This is a genomic window from Microcoleus sp. S13_B4 (genome assembly GCF_036700885.1).
Classification (GTDB): domain Bacteria; phylum Cyanobacteriota; class Cyanobacteriia; order Cyanobacteriales; family Microcoleaceae; genus Microcoleus.
The window spans coordinates 1-13,205 of the sequence record NZ_JAUBPU010000040.1; the positions used below are offsets into that span (position 1 = coordinate 1).

Below are 13,205 nucleotides of genomic sequence, written 5' to 3' on the forward strand. Positions count from 1 at the left end.
TTTTTAGGTTAAAGATAATTAACCATTATAATTGGGTGGAATCGATACATAAAAACCTATCTTTAGTTGAGTTTGAATATATCGATCGCTTCTGTTCTTAGTTTGCGATCGATTATTCAGCAAACCCTAAATAAAACTCGGCGGTTGAAACCGGGGCTACACAAACGAACTAGATAAGGCCCGGCGGTTTCAACCGCTGTCGAGAGTCAAACGAAGTCTGCGGAGGCCGACTGGGAGAAGTAAGGTGCTCTTCGGCGCACCTTACGCTATTTTGAGAAAAAACTGGCTTTCCTTAGTGGAGTTTTCAAACTGTCCACTCGCTGCGAGTCTTTCTTGAGCCTCAAACCCTATCTACAGCGTTAGAGTTTTTAGTAAAAAGTTCGATCGCACTGTTCACTTATCGAAACTGTCCCTTCCTCTCCTGACCGCTTCACTCACGCTATCTATTCTTTAAGTTAATGAACCAAAAGATATATTTGACTTAGAGGTACTATGCAGAAACAAATCATACGCCAAAAAGATACTAATGCTTGGATACTTCAGTGCTGGGTTTCTTTTATTCTTGCCCTTTCCGCAACTACCGTAGGTATCATTTATTTACAGGTAGACCCCTGGCAGAAAGCTTTTATGGGTATGGGTTTAACTTTTTCTGTCGGCTCGTCTTTTACTTTAGCAAAAACCATTCGCGATAACAACGAGGCAACAACATTAACTGCCAGAATCGACGAAGCTAGAGTTGAGAAAATTCTCGCTGAGCACCATCCTCTCAAATAAATTTGATTATACAATGTATACAAAAAACAGCCCGCGCGGGCTGTTTTTGTTGTTTGAGCCACAGGTTTCAAGCTGTGGATGTGAATTGGGGATTTCAATGGCTGCCTTTAAACTTACGATCGCGCAACTTATTCTTTTGTCGCTGGCGAATACCGGCCTTAACCATCGCAAAATCCACCGGAAAACCAACGACAGGAATCACCTGATCCTTGCGTTCTTCTTCCAGATTCTTGAGTTCGGTGTAATCAACCCAATGAATGCAATTCACGGGACAAGTGTCGATCGCCTCAGCAATCAACTCTTCAGAATCCCCGTCTTGTCGAACTACGCGCGATCGACCGTAATCCGGTTCAATATAAAAAGTATTGCGAGCAACGTGAGCGCAGTGCTTGCAGCCAATGCAGGTAATCTCATCAACATAGACACCTTTTTGGCGCAACACGCCGCCCAACTCCGGTTCCAAACCAGAGCGATCGGGCGCATCCCGCAAAAATCCCCCCAACTCCGGCTCTAAACCAGAGCGATCGCTTGCTGTATCTATTCCGAGTCCAGAAAGCTCAGACATTTAGACCCCCACAAGAGTAAATAAGTCCGCAGCAGCGGACTTTGATGAGACAAGATTGCAAAAAGCTCGCAAAATTATTAAGCGCACCAGCGCTGCACCACCAAACGGATAGAACCGTCTTGATTTTGCTTTTGCTCAGAAACTTGGAAACCCTGCTTGGCGCTTTCATTCACTACAGTATGGTAAGCGTAGCGCTGAGTCACCTTATTCAGAAAACGGTCTACAGACCAAGCTTGCTGCCAAAACTGCAAGTCAGCCACCAATTCATACTCAGTCCCGTTCCAGCTAAAACCTACGTCGTAGCCGTTTTTTTGCTCAATCACGACCTCAGCGGTGCTGGTTAGGCCGCGATAGCCACGCACCTCAGTTGGGCCAGACTTCCAGTCGATACCCAAGTCAGTTAAAGCAGCTTCCAAAGAATTCAAATTGCGGATCTGGGTTTTAATTTGGCTAAAATGTGACATGATAGTTCCAAAAAAAATTAAGTGAACTCAACAAGAAAATTACCAATCGCTAAAACCCACTTGGGCCGTCGCTTCCGCTGACTGATGCAGCGCTTGCGTGAAATATTCAGATGTTGACTCTTGATGAAGCACCACGCCGAGCTGAGCTTCAATTGCAGCCGTTACCTCAGCGCAGGAAGCACCGACAATGCCAGTGACTGTTTCCTGTACGCGGCCATCTGGATAGATCACAAACTCTAGTGTTTCCATAATCCGGGCTGACTGAATAGGAATATTGAGAACAGACACCGACACCAGCAAGCCAGGGACGATGCCTCCTGAAGTAGCTTCTTGAGAGTTGGCTGACTGACAAAGCGCTATATCAATTTTGACTAATTGATAGGTTTTGAGTCACAACTTAACAGAACTTATTAATAAATAGAAGCAATACATCAGTTGTATGTAAAGTTTCGCGTAGATTGTGACATCAGTCAAGTCATACATGAGTCGCGAATATTAGCAACGGCTATTTGGGATTGATCCTGGGGGAGGGAGGATGGATCGCGAGATAGTAGGCCGAGGGTAAGGTGCCGTGTGCTTCCCCCTACAGATAGTAAGCTGTTCGGCATATAAATGTTATTTTTCGGGCGGGCGGGACACCCCAGAAGAATTCTATCGAAAGTGACGGTAAAACTTAGATGCCTCTGGGCTGATCTTTGCGTAAGTTTTGTAAACATAAAATACGATCGCGCTTTAGATACCAACTTCTTAAAAAAGTCGGGGCTCTGGGTATTCAGTTTTTACTGCCTAATAACTTATCAATTCGTCTCAATTAATAACCCTGGCTTATCTAAATTGTGAGTCTCAAATCGATCGAATTACGCAGGATTATCTAAGAAAGAGAGAAAACCTGGCTTTAACGATCGGAGTAGTTGAGCAAGGGCATCATTACATCCAAGGATTTGGCAAGCTCAGCGACACCGTTTCTGCTATTCCTAAATGCTGGTACAATTTACGAAATCGCTTCCGTAACTAAACTATTTACAGGAACAGTTCTGGCTAAATTAGTGAATGATAGCAAGGATGATTTCTCAGTAAATGAAATAGGGATAATGATATTAATGGAACTAGCTTCGCCGTAGCGCCAGCTAATAGATCCAGGACTTATACAAAAAATAGTTGAATGCGTTATCGGTAGGGGTTAAGGTGCGTAATGCACACCCTACAGTATTAGTTTGTGAGTAAGTCCTATTACCATAAAATCCTAATTACTATTCTCTAAGATAAAGAGTATTCAAATTGATTGATAATTGTTGCGGCAACCGTAACCCTTCTTTTAAGCAACCTGTGCCATGACCTGCCGCAGCGGAATCTGTACTACAAACTCAGTACCCTTCTCCAGAGTGGAATCACATTCAATCTTGCCGCCGTGTTTTTCAGTGACGATTTGATAACTGATCGACAGTCCCAAACCAGTGCCTTTGCCCACGGGTTTGGTGGTGAAAAACGGATCGAATAGTTTAGAGCGAATGAGTTCCGGGATACCGACTCCATTATCGGCAATGCTAATCGCGATCGAGTTAGCACTACCGATCGAAGTGCTGATGGTAATGGTAGGTTGTTGGTTATCCCTGACACCTGATGTCTGCAAGGCATCGATCGCATTAGTGAGGATATTCATGAATACCTGGTTGAGTTGACTGGGGTGGCATTCGACCTCCGGTAATTGCCCGTAGTTTTTGATGACTTCGATGGCAGGAAAATCGGGTCGGGCTTTCAGACGGTGTTGCAAAATCAACAGAGTGCTGTCGATACCTGCATGGATATCAACGGGTTTGCAGTCGGCCTCATCAAGGCGGGAGAAGTTCCGCAGGGAGAGCACCAGTTGGCGAATCCGATCGCTCCCCATTTTCATCGAACCCAGCATCTTCCACAAATCCTCTTGCAAAAATTCGAGCTCCAGGTATTCTGCCCGCTCTTTGATTTCTGCTACCGGATTGGGATAGTGCTTCTGGTACAGTTGCACCAAGTCCAGCAGCTCCTGAGTGTATTCTTTGACATGGTTCAGGTTGCCGTGAATGAAATTCACCGGGTTGTTGATTTCGTGTGCCACTCCCGCCACCAATTGGCCGAGGGCAGACATTTTTTCACCTTGCACTAGATGGACTTGGGCTTGCTTGAGACTTTCTAATGCCTGGTTGAGTTCATTCGTGCGCTCTTCCATGATGCGGGTGGCATTCCGCAATTGGAGATGCACCCGAATCCGTGCCAAGACTTCTTCATACTTAATCGGCTTCGTGATGTAGTCCACAGCACCCAAGCTCAGCCCTTTGACCTGATCCACCGAGTCGGAAAGGGCGGTCATGAAAATAACTGGAATATCGCGAGTGGCGGGATTAGCTTTGAGCCGCTGACAGGTTTCAAAACCATCGATCCCTGGCATCATCACATCCAGCAAAATCAAATTTGGCTGAGACGATTGCACTCGTTGCAGAGCAGTTTCACCATTTTTGGCGATCGCCACCCGGTAGCCCTGTTCGCTCAACACATCAAACAATATTTGCAGATTGGTTGGCGTATCATCTACGACTAAAATGGTGTTTTCTTGAGAGATAGAAGAGACTGACATTAGCAAACTCCTAAACGTATTGAAGGGATGAATGGTCGAGGGTGAATCGATATTAAGTGGCTAAACCCGTGGCTCGATTAGACGCACAATGGCTTCCTCATCAAACTCTTGACTCAGTTCTAGAACTCGGTTCGCAAAGGCAACATATTCCGGTGCTAATTGCTTCAAGCGATGGGCTTCCTGCTGGATATCGGTCATAAAACCACCCTGAGCCGCAGCATAGAGGGTTGCCAGTTCAGCAGCAGGCGGTATTATCATGCTAACCTCATCAGCGTTGCTGACAGCGGGTTGAGTCGCCTCTGTTTCGGTTTCGTAAATCCACTGCAATTCTAGATACCGCTGCAATTCGGCAAGCAACCCAGTAAACTCGATCGGTTTGGGGAAAAAGCTATTGCACCCTGCATCCAGACTTTCCTGTATATCCACCTGAGACAGGGTAGCAGGGGAGGCAATGATGGGAGTTTGGGCAAAATCTGGCAATTGTCGCAGGCGACGGGTCATTTCTAAGCCATCCATAATCGCCATATGTACATCGGTAATAATCAAGTCGGGTCGCGTCTGGATAGTGGTATCAAAACCTGCCTGCCCATTATCAGCTTCTGTCAGCTTGAAGCCCAGCGGTTCCAACATATTCACTGCCACCAGACGGTTTTCTTGGCGATCGTCAATGACCAGAATTTTGCGTCGTTCGCCCTGATAGCCAATAACCTTGTGGTTGGCGATCGCATTTTGTGTTGTCCAATCCGATGCTGGAAGCAAGTCGATCTCAAACCAGAAATTGCTGCCCTGGCCCAATAGACTCTCGACGTGAATTTCGCTGTCCATCTTCTCGATGATTTGTTGACCGATGGCAAGTCCTAGTCCAGTACCTTCAATGTTGCGATCGCGTTTCCCGGCCTGCTCAAAGGGTAAGAAAATCGTGGATAGTTTTTCTGGGGCAATGCCAATGCCAGTGTCTTTAATTTGGAAGCGAATTCTTGAAAGTTTTGAGTTTTGAGTATTGAGTTCTGAATTTGAGTCTTCTGACTCCACCGCTTCTACCCGAAACGTGACTGTGCCAAAATCGGTAAATTTGACCGCATTGCTGAGCAGGTTGAGCAACACTTGGCGCAGGCGTTTGTCGTCAGCATGCACGGCAGTGGGCAGGTTGCTGGCGGGCTGGTAATGAAACTCCACGCCTTTTTGTACTGCCTTGACGCGGCAAATATCCACAGTAGAAGAGAGGAAGTTAGCCAGATGGAAATCCTGGGGATAGAGTTCCATCTTTTGCACTTCCAGCTTGGACAGATCCAGAATATCGTTGATCAGGGTGAGTAAATGGGAACCGCATTGATAAATCACCCCCAATCCCTTCATCTGTTTGGCGGTGGTGGCGGGGTCGCGCTGGAGGATTTGGGTATAGCCGAGGATGCCGTTGAGGGGGGTGCGGAGTTCGTGGTTCATGTTGGCAAGAAATTGGCTCTTGGTGCGGTTGGCAACTTCGGCAGCTTCTTTTGCACGCAATATCTCTAGTTCTACGGACTTACGATCGCTAATATTGCGGCACACAACAACTCCTCCTTTCAATGCACCACTGGCATCTTTGAGCGGTCTGCTACTAGCTGTCATCCAGAAACCCTTTGGGGCATGGCGAGGACGGCTAAAAATTTCCATATTGTCTACCTGCTCACCCCGTAAACTCCGCACTAAGGGAATTTGCTCTGTTGGGAGCGGAGTTACCCCATCGGGTAGAAACAGTCCATGCTGCTCCGACCATTCTTCCGGCTCGCCGTCGGGTATTTTGCCCAACATCTGCTCGGCAGAGGGGTTAAACACCAGGAATCGACCGTTTTCATCGACAACGATCACGGCATCGCTCATGCTGTTGAGGATTAGTTGCAACAGGCTAGTCTGGTTTTGAAACGTCTGGTTACTTTGCTGAAGGTCGGTTTCAGCTTGATTCCGCTTCAGGATTTCATTACAAATCAGGCGGTAAGTCCACAGAATAATTCCTAGGTTGAGGGCGATGCCCACCAGAAATGCCATCATTGCCAGAAGGGTTGTGTGGGTGGCAACTTGCTGTTTCTGCCGCCACGCTACGGTTTCCATCGCTTCGATCTGCTGGGTCAGCAACGTAATCTCATCAAGCAGTCGTGGGGGGGTGCGATCGATCGCCGCCGCCAGCCCTTTGGTGTCCCGGAGTTCCACGCCCTGCCGGAGTTCCCCCAGGCGACGCAGGATAAATTCTTCCAGGCGCTTGGTAGCTGCCTGTTGGCGGGGAGCGTTCTCTAGCAAGCTTTGCAATTGTCGCAATTGTTGATCGACATCGAGCGTCCGAATCCCTAATTTCCTTAAGTCATTTTTGTTTTGGGTGAGCAGGTATTGCCGCTGCATCTTTTCAGCATCTTGAAATGCACTGGTCAACGCTTTCAAACTATTGAGCGCTTTTAGATGTTCGGCGATCTGGCGGTTAGTTTCTAAGGTGCGGTTAGCGCTCCAAAATGCGACTCCACTCACTGCTAATGCCAGGAAAGTGGCTGCTCCCAGGCTCCCGGCAACGGTTTTGAGAAAGTTAGATTGTTGTTTGATCATGTCTGTCTTGTGCTTAGTTTCGTCGATCTAAGACCGCAGAGGGCGGAGTCCAAATTTTTGAAAGACTGCCATTGCCCGATCGGTGCTTAAAAAGTCCAGATACGCCTGCATTTCCTGGAGATGGGAAGAGGTTTTAACCACAGCGGCACCGGAGCGAATTGGCTCATAGAGGTCGGGCGATACGGTGGCTAACACCTTGACCTTGGCAAAGGCTTTGGCTTCTGGCAGAAAGGTAATGCCCACGTCTGCCTCTCCCTGCTCGACGGCTCGCAAGACTTCCCGCACATCCACCTTTGCCCAGACTGCCTTGGACTCCACTGCCTCAAGGATGCCTAACCGACTCAGAATGGCGTGGGTATATTTGCCCGCCGACTGGTCTTTGTTGCCCATTGCCACCGTTTTGAGGCGATCGCTCGCTAACTCGTGCAAATCAGTCAGTTGGACCGCAGAATCAGCCTTAGCAATCACCACAATATCGGTGGTCACTAACTCCCGACGGGTTTCGGGCAGAATTAGCCCTTGGGCTTGCAACGCATCCAGCGGTGCTATATCGGCGAACCAAACCCCATCAAAAGGTTCTCCCTGGTCAACGGCTGCCCGGATTAAGGTAGTTCCGGCAAATGTCGGATTCAACCAGATATGGGGGTGTTCCTGCTGATAGAGTCGATCGATTTCCTCCACGGCAGTGCGAACCATGCCTGACGCAGCCAAATTGAGCGTCACCGCCTGGATTTGGGGTGCCGAGGAGCAACTGCCGAGCCAGAGGGTGAGTGTCAAGGAGAGGAAGTACAATGTCAGCCATCGGAGGAGTTTCATGTCAGGTTTTGTGAGATTTCAGTTTCTAAGCCTTGGATGGGGCTGTAACTGTCGGAACAGTCACTACAGCAACTCTCGATTGTCTCTAATATAAAGTCTCTAATATAATTTCCTGCCCATTCACCCGAATCGTTTAATCATCTCGTTCTGAAGTACCTGTAAACTCACATCTTGCACCATTCTCAAGAACAGGCCGGAAAGCCTGTCCCACAAAAAGTGAATTTTCTTGTGGAACAGGCCGGAAAGCCTGTTCATAAAAAGCTTATTTATAATGGTGCAAAATCTCACTGTCAACCTATTTCGGATAGTTGATTGCATAACGGATTACCGAAAAGCCTAATGCCACTAAAGCAATCGATTAAAATCCTGAACCTGCACCTAAATCAACGGCTAATCCTCGCGGTACTAAGTCGATCGCAAATTGACAAAAAAGAGTGTGATTTCGCTTGCTCGCTGTTGCTGGATTTCCTGACCGAAAGCATCCAGGATATAAGCCCCCGGATTCATCCGTCCAGAAATAAAAAATGTGTATCCGATGAAACTTGCCCCCGAATTTATCCGTGGGGTCAATGCTTCAATTCTTTAATCTAAAATCTAACATTTAAAATCGATAGTTCAAATCGCAGAAGATGACTGGAATATTCGCGATCCAAAACGAGTAGCTTTAGCTTACACCGAAGATTCACCGTGGCGTAACCCTGCCTAATTTTTCAGTGGCAGGTAACAAATCAAAGCTTTATTAAAAAGAAAGTGGGCAAAAGAACTAGACTAATGTTTAAAAAATGAACTGTGGAGTTTGACAAAAAAGCTAATTTTTGTGTACTTTGAATAGCACGGGTACCATGGTTAGACTGCGGCGAATTTTTTCGTTGAAATAATCCCAAAATATCGAAGAAAGAGGGAAATGGGAAGAGGGAAAAAGATAAATTCTCTCACTCTCCCAATCTCACGCCTTGCTTTCGATATCGAGCGGGATGTTCGCACTTGTATATCATTCAGATGTAACCAAATTTGATATAATTCCTGCTTTGCGATCGCTTTTAATAACTTTTGTAATTCGCTGTTCAAGCTTGCTTATTTGTTGATAGTACCCAATGTAACAATCTCTGGTTAACACTTGTCGTAAACTGATGCGTATATGAAAAATTACTATTGATTATTTTGCCAAACTATAACTGAAAAAAGCTGCAACATGGTTCAGACATTCGCGGTATCGGCATCGAAGGCGTTCCACACGAACAGGTTAACCGATGCAACCGGAAACGATATGACTTACAGATGTTACTAAAAGTTTGAGAATACATGAACAATTTTTAGAGGAAGCACAGTATGGCTCAAATACTGTGCTTGCTGCGTAAGTCCTGAATATTGCTATTTCCTTGCCTCCGCATTGGATCTGGGGTCTAAAGCGTCTCGCAGCCCGTCGCCTAAAAGGTTGAAACCAAGAACAGTCAAGGTAATCAGCAAACCTGGAAACACGATCGTCCAAGGAGACGAAAGAGCGTATCCGCCCTTAAAAGCATCAGAAAGCATCGTCCCCAACTCAGGGGCGGGCGGCTGTGCGCCCAAACCCAAAAAACCTAAACCTGCTGCTTCTAGTGTGGCCGTACCAGTCGAAAGAGTTGCTTGTACAACTAGAGGCGCGAGACTTCCCGGCAAAATGTGGCGAAAAATAATCCGCAAGTCGCTTGCGCCCAAGGCCTTGACAGCTAAAACAAATTCTTGTTCCCGCAGAGACAGCACCATACTGCGAGTTAAGCGAATGTAAATCGGAATTTGCACGACGCTGACAGCGATAATTACGCTTTGCAAGCTAGGCCCGGTGACGGTAACAACGGCGATCGCCAGTAAAATCGAAGGAAAAGCTAACAAAATATCCGCCAAAGTGCCGATCGCCATTTCCAGCAACCCCCGAAAATACCCGGCCACCAGCCCCAAAAGCGCTCCCACAATTAAACCCGCACCCACAGAAACCAGGCTAACAAGTAAAGATATCCCCAATCCGTGCCACACCCGCACCAACAAATCTCGCCCCAAACCGTCGGTGCCAAACCAATGTTTAGCGCTAGGAGCCACCAAGCGCAACAAATAATCTCGATCAACCGCAGCATCGTAAGGAGAAAGTAGGGGGGCCAACAGTGCCGAGATCATCAGCGCTACAGTCAAAATTAAGCCGATTTTCCCCGAAGTCGATCGCCAAAATCGTTGAAAAGCTGCTTGAGGAAATACTAAGTTGTTATTCAATCTTCGATTTTCCATCTTTTGCTGTCACCAAAAAAACTGAGGACTTGGGCAATTATTAGGATAAATTAACGATCGCGATCGCAGAAATACATTAACAAGACTTCTTCCGGGAGACCAAAAACTCGGTACGTGCATTACCGTCCATATCCAATTGCTTTTTCGCGCCCAATGCCGAATGCCTGAGCCCTTCGTTAAAGACGCTTTAAGATATAGAGAACAAGATCAATTTAAAAGCGCAATGACATCAACCTTACTCAAAACCTCAGCTCGATCGCCCCTCAACGCCCCAACAATCCGCCATTTCCCCAACGGCCTCACCGTTATAGCCGAACACTTGCCGGTCGATGCTGTTAACCTCAGCGTGTGGCTCAATTTAGGCTCAGCCGTCGAACCAGACGACATTAACGGGATGGCTCACTTTTTAGAACACATGATTTTTAAGGGAACTCCGAGCATTCCTAGTGGCGAATTTGAGCGCGCGATCGAGCAACGCGGCGCTGTCACCAATGCTGCCACCAGCCAAGATTACACTAACTATTACATCACCACAGCCCCTAAAGATTTTGCCGAACTAGCTCCCCTGCAAGTCGATGTGTTGCTGAATGCGAGCATTCCCGACGACGCCTTCGATCGCGAAAGGCTGGTAGTCTTAGAAGAAATTAGACGATCGGAAGACAATCCCCGCCGCCGCACCTATCAGCGATCGATGGAATTAGCATTTGAAGTCCTGCCCTACAAGCGACCGGTACTCGGGCCGACTGCGGTAATCGAACAGTTGACAGCCCAACAAATGCGGGATTTCCACAGCAGCAGATATCACCCAGGGGCCATGACAGCCGTAGCTGTAGGCAATTTGCCAGTCGAGCAACTAATAGAAATTGTCGCAGACAGTTTTGCAGCAAAAAGTACAGCACAAAACAACAAAATAAATGTGCCTGCTGTCGGCAAATTTCACCCAGAACCCGAAATCCTAAACTACGGCCAAGAATCGCCGTTTACAGAAACAGTCCGCCGCGAATTTGTAGACTCTGCCCTTCAGCAAGCCCGACTGATCGTGATGTGGCGAGTGCCAGGTTTCATGGAAATGTCCGAAACTTATGCCCTGGACGTTTTGGCGACTATATTGGGTCACGGCCGCACAACTCGCTTGGTTCAGGAATTGCGCGAGGAAAAAGGGCTAGTCTCCTCAATTTCGGTCAGCAACATGACTCAGCGACTCGGCGGCGTATTCTCAATTTCCGCTCAACTACCGACAGAAAACTTGCCAGCAGTGGAAGCTGCGATCGTCCAACACATCCGCACTCTCCAAACCGAACTGGTGACAGATGCCGAAATTTCCCGCATTCGCACCCAAGTAGCAAATCGGTTTATCTTTGGTAACGAAACTCCGAGCGATCGAGCAAGTTTGTACGGTTACTATCAGTCGATGGTAGGGGATATCGCTCCCGCCCTCAACTATGCCGCCTGCATCCAAGCTCAGACTGCCGAGGATCTCCGAGAAGCAGCCGTCAAATATCTGTCTCCCGACGCAATGGGTGTTGTGGTAATTCGCCCGGACGAAGCATAAATCTGACTTCGCCTCAACAGGGCAATTCTCCCATCCCTCTGCTTTTGAGTGATCAAACGGCACTCGGCATTCGGCAGAAACAATGTCAACGCGCACGAGGGATTTTTAGTCAATAGTGCGTGAAATTCGATCGGCTCTCGCCTTGAAGGTTTTGTATCAAATAATTAATATGAAGCCTTTAAGGTATGGGCGATCGGCAAAATTACCGTAATTTTATGAGACGATAAACTGGGAATTATTGACGAGTAAGCAATTTAGTCTAGGGAAACCGGGTTGATCGGCGATCGTAATTCTAAAATCTAAAATCTAAAATCTAAAATCTAAAATCTAAAATCTAAAATCTAAAATCGATTGGCAGGGGCACAATTACCGTAATTTTATGAGACGATAAACTGGGAATTATTGACGAGCAAGCAATTTAGTCTAGGGAAACCGGATTTATCGGCGATCGTAATTCTAAAATCTAAAATCTAAAATCTAAAATCGATTGACAGGGGCACGCAAGCATGAAACTACAAAACTTTCTCAACTCAAAAATTAGGTACGATGCCAAAGCAATCGCTGCTGACGACGAACTCAGTGGCCAAATTCAAAGCCGCCTCATTGACCTGGGTTTACTCAAACCTCCCGTAGACGCAATTTTTGGTCCTCTCTCTACCGCCACCCTCCACCGATTTCAAACTCTGATGAAGTGCGGCGAACCGGGTTTTTTGGGAGCAGTCACAGCCAAAAAGCTGATTGAAACCAAACCAGAGGAGATTCCCACACATCCCCTCATCCTGAAAACGCTCAGAGACACCATTTTTAAATCAAAACCGCTGGCGTCTTCTCAACTTCAGGACTCGGAAAAACAAGTAATACCAGCCGGAAAAGAGTTTGAGATCTTGGCTTTTGCTCCGGCTCGCGGTCACATCAGAGTTGCTCTCCGCAACGAGTCTTTCAAAAGTTCAGGAATTTGGTATGTTTTCGGAGCACACGCTCAAATTACTCAAGACAGCGTTCTGTTTTTTCCGAAACCGAATCCCCCAACTGTCAGGCTTGGCATTCCTTATCACTCGCAAATGGATAACTTGAACAATCCTACAGGTTCTTGCAATGTAACTTCATTAGCGATGTGTATGGACTTTTTGAAGGTGCCACGGCGCAAACAAACCGGGCAATATGAAGACGAACTCTACGAATATGCGATCGCCAAAGGTTACAGTCGCTGGGACCCCTACGATTTAGCAAAGATTGTTAGAGATTACGGCGCTCAAGATTTCTTTACCGAGAATGCAACTGTTGATGACGTTCAAGATTGGCTAGCCACCGGAAATCCCGCTGTCATCCACGGGTACTTCACGTCTTTCGGTCACATTATAGTTGTCGCAGGCTACGACAGCGAGGGATTCTTCGTTCACGATCCCTATGGCGAGTGGTTCCGAAGTGGCTACGATACAAGTGTCAGCGGTGCTTACTTGCACTATACTTACCGCTTAATCCGCAGCCTCTGTATGCCTGACGGGAATTTTTGGGTTCATTTTATCTCCAAGTAATTGGAAATTGGGAATTGGGAATTGGGAATTGGGAATTGGCCTTGTTACTACTGACTAATGA

12 protein-coding genes are annotated in these 13,205 nt (G+C 47.1%); 4 read left to right on the forward strand and 8 right to left on the reverse strand.

Translation table 11 applies throughout. The annotated features are described in order from the left end of the window. Positions 1–492 precede the first annotated feature (492 nt). A complete protein-coding gene (locus QT994_RS19025; protein WP_333036187.1) occupies positions 493–774 on the forward strand; it encodes a YiaA/YiaB family inner membrane protein in 282 nt (93 codons plus the stop codon). A 94-nt stretch (positions 775–868) separates the two neighbouring features. Here the strand turns inward: QT994_RS19025 and QT994_RS19030 are convergent, their stop codons facing one another. The 7 genes from QT994_RS19030 to QT994_RS19060 form a co-directional block, all read right to left on the reverse strand. Next, entirely contained in the window at positions 869–1,339 is a 471-nt protein-coding gene (locus QT994_RS19030; RefSeq protein ID WP_190662288.1) for a ferredoxin, read from the reverse strand. 77 nt (positions 1,340–1,416) lie between these two features. Further along, positions 1,417–1,803: a DUF1257 domain-containing protein gene (locus tag QT994_RS19035; protein ID WP_333044208.1), complete on the reverse strand. Its 387-nt coding sequence runs from the start codon at positions 1,801–1,803 to the stop codon at positions 1,417–1,419. Between the two features lie 39 nt (positions 1,804–1,842). Next, positions 1,843–2,052: a DUF2997 domain-containing protein gene (locus tag QT994_RS19040; protein WP_333177097.1), complete on the reverse strand. Its 210-nt coding sequence runs from the start codon at positions 2,050–2,052 to the stop codon at positions 1,843–1,845. 1,066 nt (positions 2,053–3,118) lie between these two features. Beyond that, complete coding sequence (locus QT994_RS19045; RefSeq protein ID WP_333177100.1) at positions 3,119–4,411, reverse strand: response regulator; 1,293 nt, start codon at positions 4,409–4,411, stop codon at positions 3,119–3,121. 60 nt (positions 4,412–4,471) lie between these two features. Beyond that, positions 4,472–6,982 (reverse strand): ATP-binding protein, encoded by a 2,511-nt coding sequence (locus tag QT994_RS19050; protein ID WP_333177102.1) that lies wholly within the window; start codon positions 6,980–6,982, stop codon positions 4,472–4,474. 27 nt (positions 6,983–7,009) lie between these two features. Further along, on the reverse strand, positions 7,010–7,798 hold the full coding sequence (gene modA / locus QT994_RS19055) for a molybdate ABC transporter substrate-binding protein (protein WP_333177105.1): 789 nt from the start codon (positions 7,796–7,798) through the stop codon (positions 7,010–7,012). A 405-nt stretch (positions 7,799–8,203) separates the two neighbouring features. After that, positions 8,204–8,368 carry a hypothetical protein gene (locus QT994_RS19060; protein WP_333177107.1) on the reverse strand — a complete coding sequence of 55 codons (165 nt, stop codon included), beginning with the start codon at positions 8,366–8,368 and terminating at the stop codon, positions 8,204–8,206. 49 nt (positions 8,369–8,417) lie between these two features. On the opposite strand from QT994_RS19060, the gene QT994_RS19065 reads away from it, so the two are divergent. Then, a complete protein-coding gene (locus tag QT994_RS19065) occupies positions 8,418–8,504 on the forward strand; it encodes a DUF1348 family protein (protein WP_333177187.1) in 87 nt (28 codons plus the stop codon). Between the two features lie 665 nt (positions 8,505–9,169). Here the strand turns inward: QT994_RS19065 and QT994_RS19070 are convergent. Further along, complete coding sequence (locus QT994_RS19070) at positions 9,170–10,042, reverse strand: ABC transporter permease (protein WP_333177110.1); 873 nt, start codon at positions 10,040–10,042, stop codon at positions 9,170–9,172. A 238-nt stretch (positions 10,043–10,280) separates the two neighbouring features. On the opposite strand from QT994_RS19070, the gene QT994_RS19075 reads away from it, so the two are divergent. Together QT994_RS19075 and QT994_RS19080 are read left to right on the forward strand one after the other, a co-directional pair. Next, positions 10,281–11,609 carry a pitrilysin family protein gene (locus QT994_RS19075; protein ID WP_333177112.1) on the forward strand — a complete coding sequence of 443 codons (1,329 nt, stop codon included), beginning with the start codon at positions 10,281–10,283 and terminating at the stop codon, positions 11,607–11,609. A gap of 506 nt (positions 11,610–12,115) precedes the next feature. After that, complete coding sequence (locus QT994_RS19080) at positions 12,116–13,144, forward strand: C39 family peptidase (RefSeq protein WP_333177115.1); 1,029 nt, start codon at positions 12,116–12,118, stop codon at positions 13,142–13,144. Positions 13,145–13,205: the final 61 nt, after the last annotated feature.